Here is a 19,623-nt window from a genome sequence, read left to right as displayed (position 1 = left end):
TAATGCGCCGCCGCTGCAGGCCTCGCCCCGTGGTGGCACCGCAGGCTTGCGGCACGTGGTTTATGCACCAACTGGGATATATTACAGAGCATGTTTTCGTTCACCGTTCCGCTCGGCAAGCTGGTCCGTGCTGTGTCCCGGCTTCGCGGAGGGGGTTCGGCTTTGCCGGGCCTCGTGGTCGAGAAGATCGACCCCGGCTTCATGCAGAGGACGCTCTCCTCGCTCCCCCACGGTGTGGCCGTGGTGAGCGGGACCAACGGCAAGACCACCACCACCAAAATGGTCGTGGAACTCCTGGAAAGCCAAGGCCTCAAGGTCTTCACCAACCGGACGGGCAGCAACTTCACCCGGGGAGTGGCAGCTGCGCTCCTGGGTGAGGTGGACTGGCGCGGCAGGCTGGACGCCGACGTCGCGGTGTTGGAACTCGACGAGGCACATGCCGTGCATTTCGTGAACAAAGTGCCGCCGCGCTACTGCCTTCTCCTCAACGTCCTGCGGGACCAGCTGGACCGCTTCGGCGAAATCGACGCCACCGCGTTGCTTCTCCAGCGCATCGCCGAGCGAACTACAGGCACCGTGGTCTTGAACCGCGAGGATCCCCGGGTCGCCCGTATCGCGGCAGCCGTCAGCGGCCCCGAGGTGCTCTACTTCGGATTGGACCAATCGCTCCGCAGCACCTTCCCGAACGACGACGACATGCGGGCCGCGGCTCCGGGAACCAGCCCCCTCGGTGACGTGCCCGCCTCCCCGGAGGCCGACGTCGTACTCCGCCGGGTGGGTGCCGACGACGCCGACTTCGAGTTCGACGGAACCCGCGTCGCGACCCACATGAAGCTCCGCGGCGTCTACAACATCTTCAATGCAGCCGCCGCCTTGGTGCTCGCCAGGAGCATCACCGGGGCAAGCGGCAGGCCCGGCGATGCCGCGAAGCTCGTCAAGGCGCTCTCCGAGGTGGCTCCGGCGTTCGGCCGTGGGGAAAGCCTGACGGTGGATGGCCAGCCTCTTGAGTTGGTCCTGGTGAAGAACCCGAGTGGTTTCCGCCTGGGCCTCAAGTCCTTCCCGGCGAAGGGCTACGCGTCCATGATCGCCATCAACGACAACTACGCCGACGGCCGCGACATGTCCTGGCTCTGGGACGTTGAGTTCGACTCCCTGCGCGAGGATGGCGTCGAAGTACTCACCGGTGTCCGTGCCTACGACATGGCCCTGCGCCTGCAATACGACGAGGTCCGTTTCGGTTCAGTGAACACCGACATCCCTGCGGCCTTGGCTGAATTCATCCGGGGCTCGGCCGGCAAGCCCAAACGCGTGTTCTGCACCTACACCGCGATGTTGGCCATCCGGCGCGAACTCTCCAAAATCACCACAGTAGAGGTGGTCTCATGACCCCGGCCGAAGACACCGCCCCCCACGCCAGCAAGGGCACCATCCGGGTCCTGCAGTTGTACCCCCGTGAGATGAACATCTACGGGGACTGGGGAAACGCGCTCGTCTTGCGGCAGCGCCTGCTCTGGCACGGCTACACGCCTGAACTCCTTGAATACAACGTGGGTGACGACTTTCCCGAGGACGTCGACCTCATTGTGGGCGGCGGCGGGCAGGACAGCGGCCAGGTAGTCATCCAGGAAGATCTCCAGGCACGCGCCGAGCAACTCCGCGAGATGGCCGAGGACGGAACGCCCATGCTGGTTATTTGCGGGCTCTACCAACTCTTCGGCAAGTTTTTCAAGACGAAGAGCGGCCCTGTCATCCCGGGCATCGGCATCCTTGACGTCGAGACGGTCGGCACCGACGAGCGCCTCATCGGGAATGTCACCCTCACCTCGTCCGAGTTCGGGGAAATCCTCGGCTACGAGAACCACAGCGGACAAACCTCGCTGGGCCCCGATGTCGAGCCCCTCGGCACCGTGTCCAAAGGTGCCGGCAACAACAGCAAGGACAACCACGAGGGTGCCAGGCACCGGAATGTTGTTGCCAGCTACTTGCACGGTTCCTTGTTGCCCAAGAATCCTGCCATCGCCGATTTCCTGATCCGGACCGCCGTCGAACGCAAGTACGGTGCTTTCGTCCCCGGAACGCCCGACGACGACTTTGCCCGCCTCGCGCGCGAACATGCGGCGCGGCGGCCGCGCTAACACGAAAAGCGTTGTGGGCGGGGACCTCGCATGAAAGGGTTGCTTCATGACGAACCCTCTCTCGGAGCCGAGCACCCTTCCCTTCGGATTGCCGCCCTTCGCAACGATCCAGGACAACCACTACGCCGAAGCTGTTGAAGCGGGCCTCGCTGAGCATCTGGCCGAGATCCAGTCCATCGTAGACAATCCGGAGCCTGCATCCTTCGAAAACACGGCGGTGGCGATGGAACGCTCCGGCCGGCTGCTGGAGCGTGCAGCGGCAGCCTTCTTCACCCTGGTTTCCGCCGACGCCTCCTACGCCATCCGGGAACTCGAAACCGAGCTGTCTCCCCGTTTCGCGAGCCACCAGGACGCGGTCTACCTCAATCGCGGACTGTACGAACGATTCGCAGCCGTCGACACCTCGGGCCTCGATGACGAATCCCTCAGGCTGGTCCAGGAGTACCTCCGGGAATTCCGCCAGTCGGGGATCCACCTTGATCCGGCCGACCAGGAAAAGCTCAAAAGCCTCAATGCGGAACTCTCCCGTTTGGGAACGGAGTACGGGCAACGCGTCAAGGAAGCCATGAAGGACGCCGCGCTTGTGGTGGAGGACGCCACGGAACTCGCGGGCCTCCCTGCGGACGACATTGCCAGTGCCGCCGAGGCAGCACGCGCTGCCGGGCACGAGGGGAAATACCTCCTGACCCTCATACAGCCGAGCAACCAGCCTGCTCTGGCTTCTTTGCAAAACCGCGAGCTTCGCCGTCGCCTGTATGAGGCATCCATTGCGCGAGGCAGCGACGGCGGCAGCCTGGACGTCATGGAACTGGCGAAGGCGATGGTGCGTTTGAGGGCCGAGAAGGCGGGCCTGCTCGGGTTCGGCAACTACGCCGAACTCGTCCTGGAACGCCAGACTGCCCCTGATTTCGCGGCCGTGCAGACGATGCTGAACCGCCTCGCCCCTGCCGCTATCCGCAACGCCGACGCCGAAGCGGCTGCCTTGGCGGAGAGCGCGGGGCACCCGTTGGAAGCGTGGGACTGGGCGTACTACTCCTCGAAGGTCCGGAGGGAGCGGTATGAGGTGGACGAACAGCTGCTGCGGCCCTATTTCGAATTGGACCGGGTACTCGTGGACGGCGTGTTCTTCGCAGCTACGAGCCTCTTCGGGATGACTTTCCACGAGCGGAAAGACCTTGAGGGGTACCACCCCGACGTCCGCGTTTGGGAGGTACGGAACGAGGACGGCTCCGAGCTCGGCCTCTTCCTGGGCGACTACTACGCGCGGGACTCCAAGCGCGGCGGCGCCTGGATGAACTCGCCCGTCGAACAATCAGCACTGCTGGGGACCAAGCCGGTGGTCATCAACAACCTGAACATCTCCAAACCGCCGGCCGGAGAACCGACACTGCTCACCCTGGACGAAGTCCGCACCACGTTCCACGAGTTCGGCCATGCCCTGCACGGGCTCTTCTCCAACGTCACGTATCCGCGGTTCTCCGGAACCTCGGTCCCCCGGGACTTCGTCGAGTATCCGTCGCAGGTCAACGAGATGTGGATCATGTGGCCGGAAATCATCGGCAACTACGCGCGCCACTACGCCACCGGAGAGCCGCTCCCCCAAGACACCATTGACCGCCTCAACGAGTCCAGGCTCTGGGGCGAGGGTTTCGCCACCACCGAGTACCTCGGCGCAGCCCTCCTGGACCTGGCCTGGCATGTCCTGGACGTGGACGGTGTTCCGCAGGATGCTCAGGACTTCGAGGCCAAGGCATTGGCAGCCGCAGGCGTGGCGCACTCCCTCATACCGCCCCGGTACCGCACGGGGTATTTCCAGCACATCTTCGCCGGGGACTTCTACGCTGCCGGGTACTACTCCTACATCTGGAGTGAAGTGCTGGACGCGGAAACGGTGGACTGGTTCACGGAAAACGGCGGGCTGCTGCGCGAGAACGGCGAACGATTCCGCTCGGAGCTGCTCTCCCGTGGCAACAGCCGGGATCCGCTGGAATCCTTCCGCACGCTCCGTGGCCGCGATGCTGCCCTCGAGCCGCTCCTGAAGCGTCGCGGCCTTCAGTAGCCAGCGGGTCTACCCAACTGACTCGCAGTTGTTGTCGTTCTGGAGCCTCAGAACGACAACAACTGCGAGTCAGTTGGGTTAACGCACGACGCCGGTCGGTCACCGAAAAGGTGACCGACCGGCGTCGTACTTCTACTGACTGAAAGGCGTCGGACGGTGTGATCCGGCTGCGCGCGTAAAAGGGCCCCCGCCCTTAGCCGCCGCAAAGCCGCGGCAGCGAAACGGGGGGAATAGCGCGCCGAGGATCAGCGCCGTCCGGTGCACCAACCAAGCGCGCAGACATCTGCGCTGTCCGGCGTGCCAACAGAGCGCGCCGGTTAACTAGGATTTACCAGCCGCGCTCGGCGAGGCGGTGGGGTTCGGGGATTTCCTCGACGTTGATGCCGACCATGGCTTCGCCCAGGCCGCGGGAGACCTTGGCGATGACGTCGGGGTCGTCGAAGAACGTGGTGGCCTTCACGACGGCGGCGGCACGCTGGGCCGGGTTGCCGGACTTGAAGATGCCCGAACCAACGAACACGCCGTCCGCGCCGAGCTGCATCATCATCGCAGCGTCGGCCGGGGTGGCGATGCCGCCGGCGGTGAAGAGGACGACGGGGAGCTTGCCGGTAGCGGCGATTTCCTTGACGAGTTCGTACGGTGCCTGCAGTTCCTTGGCCGCGACGTAGAGTTCGTCCTCGGGCAGGGTGGAGAGGCGGAGGATCTCGGCGCGGATCTGTCGCATGTGGGTGGTGGCGTTGGAGACGTCGCCTGTGCCGGCCTCGCCCTTGGAGCGGATCATGGCCGCGCCCTCGTTGATGCGGCGCAGCGCCTCGCCGAGGTTGGTGGCACCACAGACGAAGGGAACGGTGAAGTTCCACTTGTCGATGTGGTGGGTGTAGTCGGCGGGGGTCAGGACCTCGGACTCGTCGATGTAGTCAACACCGAGGGACTGCAGGACCTGGGCTTCGACGAAGTGGCCGATGCGGGCCTTGGCCATGACGGGGATGGACACGGCGGCGATGATCTGGTCGATCATGTCCGGGTCCGACATGCGGGACACGCCGCCCTGGGCGCGGATGTCGGCGGGAACGCGCTCGAGCGCCATGACGGCCACGGCACCGGCATCTTCGGCGATGCGGGCCTGCTCGACGTTGACGACGTCCATGATGACGCCGCCCTTGAGCATCTCGGCCATGCCGCGCTTGACGCGGTTGCTGCCCGTAACGCTGGCTGCGGACGAACCGGCTTCGTTGCTTACATCAGGTGTAGACACAAAAACCCCTATGGGTAGATAGAAGACCTTGGCCGGGGGCGCAGGCGGACAGGGGCCACACACAGCGCGCACCGGATTTCCAGGTCACATTGACCAAGTAACTTCAATACTAGTCCCCTGCGCTGTGCCCGTCGTACTTGGTTACCCGCCTCTGCCACGCAGTTCCGCCGGCACCGGCGGGGCTTCGCGCAGCGGGTGATATGGGTCCCGCGTGTCGCGGATACTTCAGGTGCATTGATGGCAGCGGATTGGTTGACGATGCAAAGGCGCAGGAATCTGTCTTCGGCAATTGTGAGGGCAACACCGGGCCGGTCGCGGAGGCGATCCGGGTTCATTGGGACCTCAACAGCTAGTACTTGGGACGTGTTTTCCTTGTTTTCGCTTTTCGCGTCGGCGGGTGGCAGCGTGGGGGCTTAATTGTCAGTGCCTCGTGACAGGGTTTAGTCATGGAAGGCACCGGTCACCTCACCGCCCCTCGGGCGGCCGCGCCCGACGGCGGGATCCCGTCGCCGGGGCGCGTGGCCCGCCGCCTGAAGCCTGTCGCCGCCCGCCATGCCCGGCTCCAATACGCAGCTCAGTTCGCAGCCCGGCTTCAAAGCCCTGGCCGGTTTCAACACGCTGCGCAGCACCAAAGCCTGGCCCGGTTCCAAAGCCCTGCGCAGCACCAAAACCCGGTCCGGCTACAAGACCCTGCGCAGTTCGAAAGCCCTGCGCAGTTCGAAAGCCCTGCGCAGCACCCAAACCCGGTCCGGTTCCAAAGCACGGCGGCCGGCGGGCCGCTCCCCGCGGGCGGTCTTGATCAGGCGGTGGCGGTGATGGATGCGCTGCGCTCAACCGCTCCCGCCGACACCCGCCTGTTCGGTTTCCCTGAAGCCGCGGATTTCGCCGGCCGGGTCGAGGAGATCGCCCGGACGGTGGAGTTCCTGCAGATCCTCGCGGCCCAGGCCGTGGAACGGACACGGCGCGAAGCCCAGGCCGCACGGCACCCCTGCCCGGCTCCGGGGTGGAGGACCGGCTGGACCGAACCCACCACAAGCGGCACGGCAGACACGGCCGACGCGGCCGACGCGGCGACTGACGCCGATGCGGGAACTGACGCCGATGCGGGAACTGACGCCGACACAGCAACCGCGGCAGGTGCGCCGGGGTCCGTGGCCGGCCTCGCCGAAGCCGCCGACCCGGTCCATGACGGGTACCGGAACGCCGCCGAATTCCTGCGCGCCAGGCTGCGGATCGGCATCAGCGAAGCACGGCGCCGGCTCACCCTGGCCGAAAGCGTGCTCCCGCAGACAGGAATCACCGGACAAGACCTCCCCGCACGCCACCCGGTCCTCGCCGCGGCCCTGTCCACCGCGGCCGTGCCGTCCCGCTCGGCCACCCTCATCAGCATCGCCCTGGACCAGGTACGCCACCACGCCGACCCGGACACCATCGGGCAGATGGAACACTCCCTGACCCGGACCGCCCTGGAAAGCGATCCCGACTTCGTGCACCGGATGGCCAAACGCTGGGTCGACGCCATCGACCAGGACGGAACCGAACCCAGCGAGGAAGAACTGCGCCACCGCCAAGGAGCATTCATCCGCACACCCCGCCACGGCCTGCACCACCTGGAAATCTTCGCCACCGCCGAACAAATCGAAACCCTCGCCACCGCCATGAACACCGCCGCCAACCCCCGCCTCCAACACCACACCGGCACCGGCACCGGCACCGGCGGCGAGGGAGCACAGGGCCCGGATTCAGGGGACACCGGCCCGGGCGGCGACAGCAACAGCGAAGGCGCGCACCCCGGCCTGGACCGCCGCTCCCGCCCGCAGAAACTCCTCGACGGACTCGTCGGCGCCTGCAGTATCGCCCTGGCCACCGGCGAACTGCCGGCCAACGGCGGCCTCCGCCCCCAGGTCATGGTCACCATCGACTACCAAGACCTGCTCAACCGCCTCCAACACCACACCCCCGGCACCCCAAACCCCGGCACCACAAACCCCGGCGCAGCAAACGCCCGGCCCGGCACCGGGGCCGCCACGTTCCACGGCCCGATCCACCCCACGGCCATCCGCAAAATCGCCTGCGACGCCGACATCATCCCCGTCCTGCTCGGCAGCGAGGGCCGCGTCCTGGACATCGGCCGCACCACCAGGATTTTCCCGCCCCACATCCGCAAAGCCATCATCGCCCGCGACCAAGGCTGAGCCTTCCCCGACTGCACAATCCCCGCACCCTGGTGCGAAGCCCACCACATCACCTACTGGACCAACGAAGGCACCACCTCAACCGACAACGGCACCCTGCTCTGCAGCCACCACCACGTCATCCACAAAGAACACTGGACCATCACCACCGAAACCGGCGTGCCATGGTTCACACCCCCACCCCACCTCGACCCCCGCCAAACACCCCGACGCAACCACCACTTCAGACCCACCCGCACATAAAGCTGCCCCGGACATGAGCGTGCCCCGACACGAAACGCGCCGGGGCAGCAAAATGATCAGAGGGCTTAAGCGGGAGTCCCGCCGTCGACGTCTGCCATCGCCTGTTCGCGGACGGCCGCCATCCTTTGGACGACGGTGACTGCCGTGGCGGCGGCGAGGATGACGAGGGTCACCAGCAACACGACGGAAGGCAATCCCAGCCCGGTCAATCCGGTGACGAGGAGCACCGAGATGAGCCGCTCCGCGCGCTCGGCGATGCCCACATTGGCGTAGAAGCCCAGAGATTCAGCCTTGGCGCGGGCGTACGAAACCACCATCCCGAGCACTAGACAGGCCAGAGACGCGACGGCAATCGCGCTGTTCCCGCCCCCGGTGAAGAACCAGATCGCGACGCCGGCGAAAATGGCGCCGTCAGCCAGTCGATCCAGCGTCGAATCGAGAAAATTTCCCCACGGACCGCTGCGACCCTGCTCCCGCGCCATGATGCCATCCACGACGTCGGATAGCGCGAATACGGCGATCAGCAGCGAACCCCACCAAAGCTGGCCGAGGGGGTAGAGAATCAGGGCGCCGAGAACTACTCCGGCGGTCCCGACGACGGTGACGGCGTCAGGCGAGACCCCCACTTTGAGCAGGAACCGGGCAAGGGGCGAGAACAGCCCGGTGAAGAACCCTCGGGCGTGCCGATTAAGCATCCGGCTCCCCGGATAGTTCCGATTCCTCCGGCCACGCGTCCGCCACCTGCTGCCGGACCTCCGCGAGGGTCTGGGTGATGGCTTTCGTCTGGGCGATGATCGGGAAGAAGTTTCCGTCCCCACCCCAGCGCGGAACCACGTGCTGATGCAGGTGGGCGGCGATTCCCGCGCCGCCGGCTACACCCTGGTTCATGCCCAGGTTGAAGCCGCTCGGGTTGGCCACCTTCCTCAGCACCCGCATTGCGGTCTGCGTGAGCTCGGCCATTTCCGCGGTTTCCTGCACCGTGATGTCCGTGTAGTCCGGAACATGCCGGTACGGGCACACCAGCAAATGACCGGGGTTGTAAGGGAACAGATTGAGCACCACGTAGCACGTCCTGCCGCGGCGGACGATGAGGGCCTCCTCGTCCGTGCGGCTTGGAGCCACGCAGAACGGGCAGTCCTCGTTATCGAACTGGTTCTGCCCGCCCTTGATGTAGGCCAGGCGGTGCGGCGTCCACAAGCGTTGGAAGGCGTCGGGAACACCTGCCAGGCCGAAGTCATCAGTCACTTCGGCATCGCCCGGATAGTCAGCTGTCACGCCCGTGTTCTCCTGCACTGTTTCCTGTCCCCCGAAGCGTCCGACTCGTCAGCTCTCGCGGTTCTTGACGGCGTCCACAATCCTGCGGACGGCCTCGGCAACGGGCACGCCGTTGTCCTGGCTGCCATCACGGAAGCGGAACGAGACTGCGCCTGCCTCTGCGTCCTCTCCGCCGGCAATGAGGACGAAGGGAATCTTGTCCTTGCTGGCAGTGCGGATCTTCTTCGGGAAGCGGTCGGAGGAAATGTCCACCTCGGCACGGATGCCCGCAGCCTTGAGCTGGCCAACGACGTCGAACATGTAGTCGTTGAACGCCTCCGCCACCGGAATGCCAACCACCTGCACGGGCGAAAGCCATGCCGGAAATGCTCCCGCATAGTGCTCAGTCAGGACGCCCATGAACCGCTCCACCGAGCCGAACAGAGCGCGGTGGATCATGACCGGACGCTGGCGGGTGCCGTCGGCCGCCTGGAATTCCAGTTCGAACCGCTCGGGCAGGTTGAAGTCCAGCTGGATGGTGGACATCTGCCAGGTGCGGCCCAGGGCGTCCTTGGCCTGCACGGAGATCTTGGGACCGTAGAACGCGGCTCCACCCGGATCCGGGACCAGCTCCAGTCCCGACGCCTCGGCTACTTCTGCCAGGGTACGGGTGGCTTCCTCCCAGGCCGCGTCCTCGCCAACGAACTTGTCCTCGTTCTTGGTGGACAGTTCAAGGTAGAAGTCGTCCAGGCCGTAGTCCTTGAGCAGTCCGAGGACGAAGTTCAGGGTGGTGGTGAGCTCGTCCTTCATCTGCTCGCGGGTGCAGTAGATGTGGGCATCGTCCTGTGTCATGCCGCGCACACGGGTCAGGCCGTGGACAACACCGGATTTCTCGTAGCGGTACACAGAGCCGAATTCGAAGAGCCTGAGGGGCAGTTCCCGGTAGGAGCGTCCGCGCGAACGGAAGATGAGGTTGTGCATGGGGCAGTTCATCGGCTTCAGGTAGTAGTCCTGGCCCGGCTTGCGGACAGTGCCGTCGTCGTTCAATTCCGCGTCGATGTGCATCGCCGGGAACATGCCTTCCTTGTACCAGTCAAGGTGGCCGGAAACCTCGTAGAGGTGTCCCTTGGTGATGTGCGGGGTGTAGACGAACTCGTATCCGGCGTCGACGTGGCGTTGGCGCGAATAGTCCTCCATCGCCTTGCGGATGATCCCGCCCTTGGGGTGGAATACCGGCAGGCCCGAACCCAGCTCATCCGGGAAGGAAAACAGGTCCAGCTCCGCTCCGAGCTTGCGGTGATCGCGGCGCTCGGCCTCGGCGATGCGCTCCTGGTAGGCCTTCAGCGCGTCTTTGGTGGGCCAAGCGGTGCCGTAGATACGCTGCAACTGCTGGTTGTTCTGGTTGCCGAGCCAGTACGCCGCCGAGGAGCGGGTCAGGGCGAAGGCGTTGGAGATCAGTTTGGTGTTGGGCAGGTGCGGGCCGCGGCAAAGATCGCACCAGACGCTTTCACCGCTCTTGCGGTCCACGTTGTCGTAGATGGTGATGTCCCCGGCGCCCACCTCGACGTTGACGCCTTCGCCGGCGTCGGCGGCGTCGTTCTTCTTGCCCAGCAGTTCGAGCTTGTAAGGCTCACCCTTCATGGCTTCACGGGCTTCGTCCTCGGTGACGACGCGGCGCACGAACCTCTGGTTCTGGTTGATGATCTTCTGCATCATCTTCTCGAGCTGGCGCAGGTCCTCGGGAGTGAAAGGCTCGGCAACATCGAAGTCGAAGTAGAAGCCGTCCGTGATATAGGGGCCGATTCCGAGCTTGGCATCCGGGCGAAGCTGCTGCACGGCCTGGGCCATGACGTGTGCGGTGGAGTGGCGCAGGACGTTCAGGCCATCCGGCGAGTCGATGGTGATGCCGTCAACCTGGGCACCCTCGGGCAGCACCTGGTCGAGGTCCTTGAGTTCGCCGTCGACACGGGCAACCACGACGTCGCGGCGCTCAAAGAAGAGTTCCGCGCCGGTGGTCCCCTCCGTCACCTTGGTCTCTTCGCCATCGACGATGAGGGTGATCTGCTGGGCATCTGACACGGGTGTCTCCTATTCATTGATACGGCTTCATAGCTTGTGGCGTACGGGGACCACAGCCAGCCATCGTCCATCGTATCCGCTCCGGCTGAGGCAGCCAAAGAAGGCACGGACGTGCCGTTCTTCGTCGAGGAGATCCGTGCCGCACGGATTCTTGGCAAGCGTTAGTGCGGTCCGTGCAAGCCGTTGAAGAGGGCTGAGGGACCGGAGCGCGGGGCAGTCTGCGAAACCGCCTTATCGCAGGGCTACGAGCGGCCTGCGCTTCTCACTTCGTGCTTCCGCCATGCGGGTTGGTGGAACAAATGCAAGTGGTGGGCCTGACGTTCAAGGGACGGGGTCCACCGTCCGTGGCTCCGGTCCTTGATGAGGGCCGTCCCGGCAATCTCCCGGAGTGTGGATATCCCGCGGACAGCCGACTGCTTGGTGGCGAAAGTCGTGGACATCGCCAGAAGCTCGCCGTCGCCGTCGCGCAGCGCAATCCTGTACCCATCGTTGGGTCCGTCGATCAGCTCAAAGTATCCAGCCATTGTGTAGCCTCCTTTGAAACCTGCGGTTGTAAAGGACACCAACCAGTTTATCGAACCAAACCTTTGGCCTGAAGCATCGCCAGCAAGGCGCCGCCGTCCGGACTGCCCAGGCCCGTGCAGGGATCCCAGCCGGTCCCGGCGTGGTAGCTTCCGTTCGAGCCGACGGTGATGTCATGGAAGCCCGACGCCGGTTGCGTGCCGTTTTGATAGAGCAGCGGCTGGATCAGCCCGAAACGCCTATTGGTGGCTTGGGCAAGGCGGGCAACGAGAGCCGCCCAGAGAGGGGCCACCGCACTCGTTCCGCCGATCACCATGTCCTTCCCGTCGACGCGCACTTGGTAACCGGTCTGCGGGTCGGCGACGCCACTGACATCAGGCACGCCCCTGCCAGCCTGCTGAGGAGCAGGCTTGTGGGTGGTGTGTCCCGCGATGCCCGACTGCCAGGACGGAACCGGAAAGACGTCGCTGTATCCTCCGCCTGTTGCCGAATTGGGACCGTCGTTCCAGACGGTTTCCGCGCTGATGGCACCCGTCGAGGCGTCTGCTTGAAGACGGGTTCCGCCGCAGGCCAGCACATGCGGGCTCGACGCCGGAAAATCGGCGTGGTCCTTGTTGTCGGTTGCGCCGTCCGCACTGCCGTTGTCCCCGGCTGCCGCTGTCACCGTCACCCCGAGGGCCGCTGCGTCGGCCATGGCCTGGTCGAAGGCCGTGCGGGCTTGCGCGGTCCAGGAGTCTTCGCTCTGGCCCCAACTGATGCTGATTGCGGCCGGCGTCGGGTTTGCGTGGGAGGCCGCGACAATCGCATCCAGGAATCCGGCGTCGGTGTTGGGAGCAAAGTAGACAACAATTGCGGCTTTCGGCGCCAAGGCGCCCACCACTTCGACGTCAAGGAGGACTTCCCCGTCGGCACCCGCCGGATCCTGCCCCGGTTGGTTGGCCCCGCCGTCGACTCCCACCGACGTGATGCTCGGCGTGGCGATGCCAAGGCCCTGGAAGTAAGCGTCAAGGTCTTGCTGGCCGTAACCGCCGCCCAACTCGAGGATGGCAACGGTTTGGCCCGTTCCGTCGGTTCCCGCCGGGAAATTGTAGATCTTTCCCAACTGTGGCGGGGTGTAGCTGGTTCCTGCCGCGGCGAGGGGGATGGCGCGGAACTGGGCCCGTGCCTGGGGACGGTCGTCAAGGCCGAGGACGGCAACGACGACGCCGTCGAGGGCTGCAGGTATGTGGAGTCCTCCAGTGCGATGCCGGTGGGTGACGGCACTTCCGTCCGGGCTGCGGCTCGTCAGCTCGTCCAGGGACGTCCCGAAGATGCTGCTCATCCGCTCCACGGTTCCGGCTAGTCGAATCCTGCGGCTGGCGGCGTCGGACTCCACGATGTCGAGACCAAGGGTGGCGAAAGTGCGTTCGGCCAGATCCAGGTCTGCGGCCGATGCGCCGTATCGGGAGGCCAGTTCGTCCCGGGAAATCGCTTCGGGCGGAACGTCAGCCATTTCCTCCTGCCGCCTCAGGATGACTGTCACCTCGATCCGCCGGGACGGATCAACGGGACCGAGGCTGTCCCGGACGCCCGGAGCGGGAGCCCGCTCCGATCCAGGCAGTGGAACGCTTCGCGCTTCCCCCGGCTGTCGATCTTCTGGAGTGTCCTGCATCGGCATTGGTGCCTCCTACGATCGCGGTGACTGAGCTCCGTCCCCTGCGATTATGCACCAGGAGTCACTTTGGCACCATGGCATGGGGGTGGAATCGACTCGGCCAGCGGCTCCCGGATGAGCTTGGGCACGGAGGCCTGCCACGGTAGCGTGGGGCCTTGGCGGGCCATGCCACCGCAGCGGCTGACGCTGCGGCGAGTCAAAGGAGCGAACCATCAGTAGGTCACACCGAACATCAGCCCATGAAACCGACACGGCAGTTGAGTTGAACCCGGTGTTCAGCCGGCCGGGAGAATCCAGTATTTTTCCGCGGTTCACCATTCCGGACGGCGAGTCCCTTCCTTCGACTGCCTATCAGGTGGTCCACGACGAAGCCATGCTGGACGGCAACTCCCGCCTGAATCTGGCTACGTTCGTTGGAACGTGGATGGAACCGGAAGCGTCGAAACTGTATGCAGAGACGTTCGACAAGAACATGATCGACAAGGACGAATACCCCCAGACGGCCTTGATCGAGACCCGCTGCTGGCGGATGCTCGCAGACTTGTGGAACGCGCCCGATCCCGCCAAGTCCGTTGGAACCTCAACGATCGGTTCGTCCGAGGCATGCATGCTGGGCGGCCTGGCATTGAAGCGACGCTGGCAGCATGCACGCCGTGCGGCCGGCCTTCCCACGGACAAGCCCAACCTTGTCCTCAGCTCGGCCGTGCAGGTGTGCTGGGAGAAGTTCTGCAACTACTGGGACGTGGAGGCCCGGTACGTCCCGGTGTCGAAGGAACACCAAGTCCTGGACGGCCACGAGCTGGACAAGTACGTGGACGAGAACACCATCGGCGTAGTGGCCATCATGGGCGTGACTTACACGGGGGCCTATGAACCTGTGGAGCAAATCTCGGCTGCCTTGGACGAAATCCAGGAAAAGCATGGCCTCGATGTGCCGATCCACGTCGACGGCGCCTCTGGAGCGATGGTTGCGCCTTTCCTGCAAACGGAGACGGTCTGGGACTTCCGACTGCCGCGGGTCGCTTCGATCAACACGTCCGGCCACAAGTACGGCTTGGTCTATCCCGGCCTTGGCTGGATCATCTGGCGTGACGAGCAGGCGCTCCCCGAGGACCTGATCTTCCATGTCAGTTACCTGGGCGGGAACATGCCGAGCTTTGCCCTCAACTTCTCACGCCCGGGCGCCCAGGTGCTCCTTCAGTACTACCTGTTCCTCCGGCTCGGATACGAGGGATACAGATCCGTACAGGCAGCCTCCCGCGACGTGGCGCTCTATCTCTCCAGCGAAATAGGGGCGATGGACTCGTTTACTTTGTGGAGCGACGGATCGGACATTCCGGTCTTTGCGTGGCAGCTTACTGACGGCTACACGGAGAATTGGAACCTTCACCACTTGTCAGAACGGCTGCGGATGAACGGATGGCTCGTTCCCGCGTACCCCATGCCGGAGGGACTGAGCGAGATCACGGTTCAACGGATCGTTGTCCGCAACGGCTTCACTCGAGATCTCGCATCCAGTTTCCTGGCCGACCTCAAGAAGGAAGTTGCTTACCTGGACGGCCTCACCGCGCCGATGCCCGCGGGTGGGCAAACCCAGGCGTTCCACCACTAGCCAGCAGCGTCAAGCAAATCCAAGCAATTCAAGGAAGAGGAGTGCCATGTGCCGGTTGTTCGGCTTACATGCCGGTTCGCAGGCAGTTCGGGCCACTTTCTGGCTTTTGGACGCGCCGGACAGCCTCGCTGACCAGAGCCGGCGCGAGCCCGACGGCGCTGGCATAGGAACCTTCGACGGCGACGGCGCGGCCCATGTTGCCAAGCAGCCGCTCGCTGCATGGGAGGACCACGCGTTTGCTCGTGAGGCACGGGTCCTGAAAAGCACGACGTTCCTGGCCCATGTGAGGTATGCCAGTACCGGCGCGCACACCATGGTCAACACCCACCCGTTCGAACAGGACGGGCGGTTGTTGGCCCACAACGGCGCGTTCGGCGATCTTGATCGGCTGGATCAGCGGCTGGCCGAGTTCGGAGTTGCAGACCTGGTGGAGGGCCAGACCGACAGCGAGCGGCTCTTCGCACTGATCACTGCCGAGATCAGACGGGCGGATGGCGACGTCGGCGAAGGTATCACCCGGGCGATCAGCTGGATCGCCGCGGAGCTTCCGGTGTTCAGCTTGAACCTCATCCTGACGACCGCTGGCGACCTTTGGGCCGTCAGGTACCCGGAAACGCATGAATTGCACATCCTGGAACGGTTGCCTGCCCGCTCCGACGACGAAGCGCCGCTTGACGCACGCAGCTCCCGAATCCGCGCGCACAGCAAGGAGGCCTCGCGTGCAGGACACGTCCTCATCGCCACCGAACCGATGGACGACAACCCCGGATGGAGTGCACTGCCCTCCGGTGCGCTGGTCCACGTCAATGCGGATTTAGCCGTAACTGTCAGCCACCCCTTCCCCGGGACTCCCGCGCATCCCCTCACGCTGGCCGATCTCTCCCCCTCGGCGGCCGCATCCCAGAAGCCGTGACCTTCGAGCACAAAACAACGCTCGGCGTCTTGCCCTGACGGCCGCGTGTTCATCATGTCTGCAGGCCCCGCCGCGCATAGGATCGATCCATGACCGCTGAAGTCGAATCCGAAGCCGCCTTCGTCCCGGCCGTCCAACTCGACGGGCAAATGAGCATCAACGACGTCCTGCTTGAGTTGGGGCGGGAACCTGTGGTGTACCCGTCCGCGAACGCCGACGCCGGCGACTTCCACATTTTCTAGGACGACGTCGGGCCACCACGACGCCGGGTCCGTGACCTTCGCTGGTGACTTGCCGCTGAGGGAGGTACTGGCAGGGACTCCCCCACTGCGCTTCAAGTTCACTATCGTTGAGCGCATGGACAACCGGAACGACGCTCGCGATTTCCTTGCCTCCCGTCGGGCGAAGATCACCCCCGAACAGGCCGGGTTGCCGACATCGGGCGGCAACCGGCGGGTACCCGGGCTCCGTCGCGGAGAAGTCGCGACCCTCGCCGGCGTGAGCGTCGAGTATTACACCCGCCTTGAGCGCGGCAACCTTGCGGGAGTGTCTGAAAGCGTCCTGGAAGCGTTGGCCAGGGCGTTGCACCTGGACGACGCCGAACGTGCACATCTCTTCGATCTGGCCCGCGCCGCAGGAACAAGCAAGAGGCAGCGTCGATCTGCGCCGCAAAATCTGCGGCCGAGCGTCCAGTTTGCCCTCGACGCCATCACTGACGCGCCGGCGTTTGTCCGCAACGCACGCATGGACATCCTCGCCGCCAACAGGCTCGGCCGCGCATTGCATTCGGAGATGTACGTCGACCCGGTCCGGCCGGCCAACTACGCGCGCTTCATTTTCCTGGACGAGGAACGGGCGCGGAGGTTCTTCCCGGATTGGGAACTCGCTGCCAACAATATGGTGGCCATCCTTCGCACCGAGGCCGGCCGAGATCCCTTCGACCGCGGACTGAGCGACCTCGTAGGAGAGCTGTCCACCCGCAGCGATGAATTCCGCACTCGCTGGGCAGCACACAACGTGCGCCGCCACTACAGCGGCTTCAAGCATTTCCATCACCCCGTCGTGGGCGAACTCCGACTGCTGTTCGAAGCGATGGAGTTGTCAGCGGACACCGGACTTTCGCTGTTCATCTACCCTGCAGAGCCCGGCTCCCCTTCGGCGGATGCCCTGCGCCTCCTTGCGAGCTGGGCCGCAACCCAGGAATTGGCGGAGCAACCTCAAACCGCTCCCGCTTCAGGTGGGGTGTAACGGCTGCCCGGACCTACGGTCTAGGCCCTCGGCGTCCTTCCTCGTCGCCTCGGTCCTCCTCCCGCTCTCGCCGGTTGGCGTCGTCCCTGTCCAGACGGCCGCCATCGTCGTTCCTATCCCCGCGGCCGCCGTCGTCGCTGACCGAGCGATTGCCCGCATCGGGGTCCAGCTCCTCCGCCCGCCGCAGCCTGTCCTGCGAGGCTTCATTGGCACGCTCGGCAGCCCTCTGCTTCTCGGTGGCCTCCTGGTGCAACCGCTCCGCTTCGTTCTCGGCCCGGGCTGCGTCGGCCTTCGCCCTGGCGGCTTCGGCGCTGCGCTCATGAGCTCCGAGGGCATCGGTACGGGCTTTCTCGCGGAGATCCGCGGCGCGCTTGCGGTTGGCGGCGTTCTTCGCGCGGCGCCCATAAAGGACGACGGCGACGATCACCGCGATGATGACAATCGCCACCACGATCCAAATCCAAACTTGCGCGTCCATTGCAGCTCCCCTCAACGTTGGCTGTGCTTCCGCGGCGCCTGTTCGATCGTTCGGCCGACCCTGCCGTTGGCCAACTGGGATCGGCGTCCCCGGACAGCGCGCGGATGCTGGTCTCTTGAGTCAACAACTTTGAGCGAACCATGGCACGAGTGGCGTGTACTTGTTTTCTCCGGTGGTTGCGGCGGCTTGCCGGGCTCGCCCTATTCAACGGCCGGCGATGGTCGCCGAACACCAAAGGACAGCGAGGGTTCGTCGGGGGTAGCGAGGGTCAGCACCGCTTCCTCGACGGTGTCCTCGTCTTCCAGTTCCCGTTCCACGCGTCGCAGGGCCACGGCTACTTCGTGCTCCCGAAGGTCGCCCGTGATATCCACGGCCGCTACGAGGTACAGCTTGCGCGGCCCGACAAACTCCAGGTGCAGATAGGTCAGGCGCTCGATTTCCGGGTGTTCCAGGACCCTGATCGCCATCGAATTCTCGAGTTCGGGAGTAACGCCCTGGCCGACGAGGAATCGGCGATTGCTATCTATCAACACCACCGCGATCACCCCGAGAAGGATGCCGACGGATATGGATCCGAGAGCGTCTGGAAGTGGCGATCCCGTGAGCTGGTGCAGCAAGATGCCCAAGAAGGCAATCACCAGGCCAATCAATGCCGCACTGTCCTCCGCGAAGACGGCGCGCATGGTGGGATCCGAGCTCTTGAGGACCTGCTCCAACGTGCGGCGTTCAAGCTCCCGCGCGGACGTGCGCGCTTGCCGTAACGCCTGGACGAACGACGCGCCTTCGAGAACGAACGATATTGCCAAGACACTATAGGCGACCGCGAAATCGCCGGCGGGCTCTGGTGCGAAAAGCTGTTGGATGCCGTGCATCACGGAGACCACGGCACCCGCAGTGAAAAGCCCGAATGCGGCAAACATCGACCACACGTACGCTTCCCTCCCATAGCCCATAGGGTGGGCTACGTCGCGCTGTTTCGAGGATCTCCTCTCAGCCACCAGCAAGAACACCTGGTTTCCGGTGTCCGCCCAAGAGTGGGCGGACTCGGCGATCATCGAAGCCGACCCGCTAATAACGGCAGCAACAGTTTTTGCCGTGGCAACAAGAAGATTTGCGGCAAAAGCCAGAATCACGGTCATAAGTGATGACGATGGCACCTTGGCCCCCTTGGATCGACCCATGAAATCTACCGCCTAACGATCGAGGGATCAGCCCTCGCGGTTGCCGAGGAATGAACGGAGGGCCCGGGCGTCACGGACCGCGTTGCCGCCGCCGTCGTTGTTGAAATAGACGAAAACTTCCTTGCCGGCGGCCTCCCACTCCGAAATCCGGTCCCCCCACCAGAACAAGTCCTGCGCGGAGTACGACCCTCCGTAAAGGTGGTGGTGGTCCGGCCCATGCATCCTGACATAGACAAACGGCGCCGTGGCACGGAGGACGCAAGGCAACCCGGCCCCGCTCATGACGCAGTATGCCGTTTGGCGCTCCTCAAGCAGCTCGAAGACAGACTCGTCGTGCCAGCTGGGATGGCGGAACTCGACGGCCACCTTCATCCACTCGGGGAGGAGGTCCAGGAAATAGGCCAGCCTGCCGTCGTCGCGCCCCATCCCGGGCGGCAGCTGGACCAGCAGAACTCCGCGCCTGTCCCCCAGCTCATGCCACGCTGGCGAGATCCTTCCGACCCAGGTTTCCGGCGCGTACAGGCGCTTTCCGTGGGTGAGTCCGCGGGGGGCTTTGACCGAAAACACGAAACCGTCAGGTAACCGCCGTCGCCAGCTCGCGAAGGATGCATCACGGGGCCACCGATAGAAACTCGCGTTGAGTTCTACGGTGTCGAACTGTTGCCCGTAGTACCCGAGCCGGTTGCGGGAGGGAGTGCCGGGAGGATAGAGCACGTGCTCCCAGTGGTCGTAACTCCACCCCGAGGTCCCAACGTGGTATCCCATCAGGCCAGCCTATGGTCCAGGTTGCTTAAT

At 64.6% G+C, this 19,623-nt stretch carries 19 protein-coding genes; 10 read left to right on the top strand and 9 right to left on the bottom strand.

The features are described 5' to 3' along the window. The first annotated feature begins 90 nt into the window (after nucleotides 1-90). The 3 genes from OIT41_RS10450 to OIT41_RS10440 are packed head-to-tail and all read left to right on the top strand — an operon-like array spanning nucleotide 91 to nucleotide 4,194. Entirely contained in the window at nucleotides 91-1,386 is a 1,296-nt protein-coding gene (locus OIT41_RS10450) for a Mur ligase family protein (protein ID WP_241709986.1), read from the top strand. Continuing rightward, on the top strand, nucleotides 1,383-2,135 hold the full coding sequence (locus OIT41_RS10445) for a type 1 glutamine amidotransferase (protein ID WP_241709987.1): 753 nt from the start codon (nucleotides 1,383-1,385) through the stop codon (nucleotides 2,133-2,135). Before OIT41_RS10450 ends, OIT41_RS10445 begins: the two co-directional genes overlap by 4 nt. A gap of 46 nt (nucleotides 2,136-2,181) precedes the next feature. After that, nucleotides 2,182-4,194 carry a M3 family metallopeptidase gene (locus OIT41_RS10440; protein WP_264636427.1) on the top strand — a complete coding sequence of 671 codons (2,013 nt, stop codon included), beginning with the start codon at nucleotides 2,182-2,184 and terminating at the stop codon, nucleotides 4,192-4,194. A gap of 328 nt (nucleotides 4,195-4,522) precedes the next feature. Here the strand turns inward: OIT41_RS10440 and pdxS are convergent, their stop codons facing one another. Continuing rightward, complete coding sequence (gene pdxS / locus OIT41_RS10435) at nucleotides 4,523-5,449, bottom strand: pyridoxal 5'-phosphate synthase lyase subunit PdxS (RefSeq protein ID WP_078108963.1); 927 nt, start codon at nucleotides 5,447-5,449, stop codon at nucleotides 4,523-4,525. Nucleotides 5,450-6,001: 552 nt separating this feature from the next. Here pdxS and OIT41_RS10430 point away from each other — a divergent pair. From OIT41_RS10430 to OIT41_RS20975, 3 genes are read left to right on the top strand one after another with little or no spacing between them, the layout of a single operon-like run. After that, a complete protein-coding gene (locus OIT41_RS10430) occupies nucleotides 6,002-6,265 on the top strand; it encodes a hypothetical protein (protein ID WP_264636426.1) in 264 nt (87 codons plus the stop codon). Beyond that, nucleotides 6,265-7,644: a DUF222 domain-containing protein gene (locus OIT41_RS10425; protein WP_319801817.1), complete on the top strand. Its 1,380-nt coding sequence runs from the start codon at nucleotides 6,265-6,267 to the stop codon at nucleotides 7,642-7,644. The genes OIT41_RS10430 and OIT41_RS10425 overlap by 1 nt, the downstream gene beginning before the upstream one ends. Nucleotides 7,645-7,662: 18 nt before the next feature. After that, a complete protein-coding gene (locus OIT41_RS20975; RefSeq protein ID WP_413542327.1) occupies nucleotides 7,663-7,887 on the top strand; it encodes an HNH endonuclease in 225 nt (74 codons plus the stop codon). Nucleotides 7,888-7,952: 65 nt separating this feature from the next. On the opposite strand, the gene pgsA is transcribed toward OIT41_RS20975, so the two are convergent. From pgsA to OIT41_RS10400, 5 genes are all read right to left on the bottom strand, one after another. Then, nucleotides 7,953-8,582, bottom strand: coding sequence for a phosphatidylinositol phosphate synthase (gene pgsA / locus OIT41_RS10420; RefSeq protein WP_264636425.1), 630 nt, complete (start codon nucleotides 8,580-8,582; stop codon nucleotides 7,953-7,955). Next, entirely contained in the window at nucleotides 8,575-9,180 is a 606-nt protein-coding gene (locus tag OIT41_RS10415; RefSeq protein WP_264636424.1) for an HIT family protein, read from the bottom strand. Before OIT41_RS10415 ends, pgsA begins: the two co-directional genes overlap by 8 nt. Before the next feature lie 30 nt (nucleotides 9,181-9,210). After that, a complete protein-coding gene (gene thrS / locus OIT41_RS10410) occupies nucleotides 9,211-11,220 on the bottom strand; it encodes a threonine--tRNA ligase (protein WP_264636423.1) in 2,010 nt (669 codons plus the stop codon). A 242-nt stretch (nucleotides 11,221-11,462) separates the two neighbouring features. Then, nucleotides 11,463-11,744 (bottom strand): YegP family protein, encoded by a 282-nt coding sequence (locus OIT41_RS10405; RefSeq protein ID WP_264636422.1) that lies wholly within the window; start codon nucleotides 11,742-11,744, stop codon nucleotides 11,463-11,465. Nucleotides 11,745-11,791: 47 nt separating this feature from the next. Next, nucleotides 11,792-13,234 (bottom strand): protease pro-enzyme activation domain-containing protein, encoded by a 1,443-nt coding sequence (locus tag OIT41_RS10400; RefSeq protein WP_264636421.1) that lies wholly within the window; start codon nucleotides 13,232-13,234, stop codon nucleotides 11,792-11,794. 373 nt (nucleotides 13,235-13,607) lie between these two features. Here OIT41_RS10400 and OIT41_RS10395 point away from each other — a divergent pair, with 373 nt between their 5' ends. The 4 genes from OIT41_RS10395 to OIT41_RS10380 all read left to right on the top strand — a co-directional run bounded on the left by OIT41_RS10395 (nucleotide 13,608) and on the right by OIT41_RS10380 (nucleotide 17,169). Continuing rightward, nucleotides 13,608-15,008: a glutamate decarboxylase gene (locus tag OIT41_RS10395; RefSeq protein ID WP_264637953.1), complete on the top strand. Its 1,401-nt coding sequence runs from the start codon at nucleotides 13,608-13,610 to the stop codon at nucleotides 15,006-15,008. A gap of 106 nt (nucleotides 15,009-15,114) precedes the next feature. Further along, a complete protein-coding gene (locus OIT41_RS10390) occupies nucleotides 15,115-15,921 on the top strand; it encodes a class II glutamine amidotransferase (protein ID WP_264636420.1) in 807 nt (268 codons plus the stop codon). Between the two features lie 89 nt (nucleotides 15,922-16,010). Continuing rightward, the gene (locus OIT41_RS10385; RefSeq protein WP_171983578.1) at nucleotides 16,011-16,163 is read left to right on the top strand and encodes a hypothetical protein; all 153 of its coding nucleotides are present in this window, start codon (nucleotides 16,011-16,013) and stop codon (nucleotides 16,161-16,163) included. A 115-nt stretch (nucleotides 16,164-16,278) separates the two neighbouring features. Next, entirely contained in the window at nucleotides 16,279-17,169 is an 891-nt protein-coding gene (locus OIT41_RS10380; protein ID WP_078108951.1) for a helix-turn-helix transcriptional regulator, read from the top strand. 13 nt (nucleotides 17,170-17,182) lie between these two features. On the opposite strand, the gene OIT41_RS10375 is transcribed toward OIT41_RS10380, so the two are convergent. The 3 genes from OIT41_RS10375 to OIT41_RS10365 form a co-directional block, all read right to left on the bottom strand. Further along, a complete protein-coding gene (locus OIT41_RS10375; RefSeq protein WP_264636419.1) occupies nucleotides 17,183-17,647 on the bottom strand; it encodes a hypothetical protein in 465 nt (154 codons plus the stop codon). A 200-nt stretch (nucleotides 17,648-17,847) separates the two neighbouring features. Then, nucleotides 17,848-18,828, bottom strand: coding sequence for a cation diffusion facilitator family transporter (locus OIT41_RS10370; RefSeq protein WP_264636418.1), 981 nt, complete (start codon nucleotides 18,826-18,828; stop codon nucleotides 17,848-17,850). A 27-nt stretch (nucleotides 18,829-18,855) separates the two neighbouring features. Further along, nucleotides 18,856-19,593 carry a DUF72 domain-containing protein gene (locus OIT41_RS10365; RefSeq protein WP_264636417.1) on the bottom strand — a complete coding sequence of 246 codons (738 nt, stop codon included), beginning with the start codon at nucleotides 19,591-19,593 and terminating at the stop codon, nucleotides 18,856-18,858. Nucleotides 19,594-19,623: the final 30 nt, after the last annotated feature.

The organism is Arthrobacter sp. YA7-1 (genome assembly GCF_025960325.1).
Lineage (GTDB): Bacteria > Actinomycetota > Actinomycetes > Actinomycetales > Micrococcaceae > Arthrobacter > Arthrobacter bambusae_A.
Note: the sequence above shows the minus strand (reverse complement) of the source record. Positions and strands in the feature narration are given on the sequence as shown.

What these genes read in the sequence shown, in the direction of transcription:
- OIT41_RS10370 (WP_264636418.1), bottom strand. Translation starts at nt 18,828, where the DNA reads ATGGGTCGATCCAAGGGGGCCAAGGTGCCATCGTCATCACTTATGACC.
- OIT41_RS10380 (WP_078108951.1), top strand. Translation starts at nt 16,279, where the DNA reads ATGGACAACCGGAACGACGCTCGCGATTTCCTTGCCTCCCGTCGGGCG.
- OIT41_RS10400 (WP_264636421.1), bottom strand. Translation starts at nt 13,234, where the DNA reads ATGGCTGACGTTCCGCCCGAAGCGATTTCCCGGGACGAACTGGCCTCC.
- OIT41_RS10450 (WP_241709986.1), top strand. Translation starts at nt 91, where the DNA reads ATGTTTTCGTTCACCGTTCCGCTCGGCAAGCTGGTCCGTGCTGTGTCC.
- OIT41_RS10445 (WP_241709987.1), top strand. Translation starts at nt 1,383, where the DNA reads ATGACCCCGGCCGAAGACACCGCCCCCCACGCCAGCAAGGGCACCATC.
- OIT41_RS10440 (WP_264636427.1), top strand. Translation starts at nt 2,182, where the DNA reads ATGACGAACCCTCTCTCGGAGCCGAGCACCCTTCCCTTCGGATTGCCG.
- pgsA (WP_264636425.1), bottom strand. Translation starts at nt 8,582, where the DNA reads ATGCTTAATCGGCACGCCCGAGGGTTCTTCACCGGGCTGTTCTCGCCC.
- OIT41_RS10425 (WP_319801817.1), top strand. Translation starts at nt 6,265, where the DNA reads ATGGATGCGCTGCGCTCAACCGCTCCCGCCGACACCCGCCTGTTCGGT.
- OIT41_RS10385 (WP_171983578.1), top strand. Translation starts at nt 16,011, where the DNA reads ATGACCGCTGAAGTCGAATCCGAAGCCGCCTTCGTCCCGGCCGTCCAA.
- OIT41_RS10365 (WP_264636417.1), bottom strand. Translation starts at nt 19,593, where the DNA reads ATGGGATACCACGTTGGGACCTCGGGGTGGAGTTACGACCACTGGGAG.
- OIT41_RS10430 (WP_264636426.1), top strand. Translation starts at nt 6,002, where the DNA reads ATGCCCGGCTCCAATACGCAGCTCAGTTCGCAGCCCGGCTTCAAAGCC.
- OIT41_RS10405 (WP_264636422.1), bottom strand. Translation starts at nt 11,744, where the DNA reads ATGGCTGGATACTTTGAGCTGATCGACGGACCCAACGATGGGTACAGG.
- OIT41_RS10375 (WP_264636419.1), bottom strand. Translation starts at nt 17,647, where the DNA reads ATGGACGCGCAAGTTTGGATTTGGATCGTGGTGGCGATTGTCATCATC.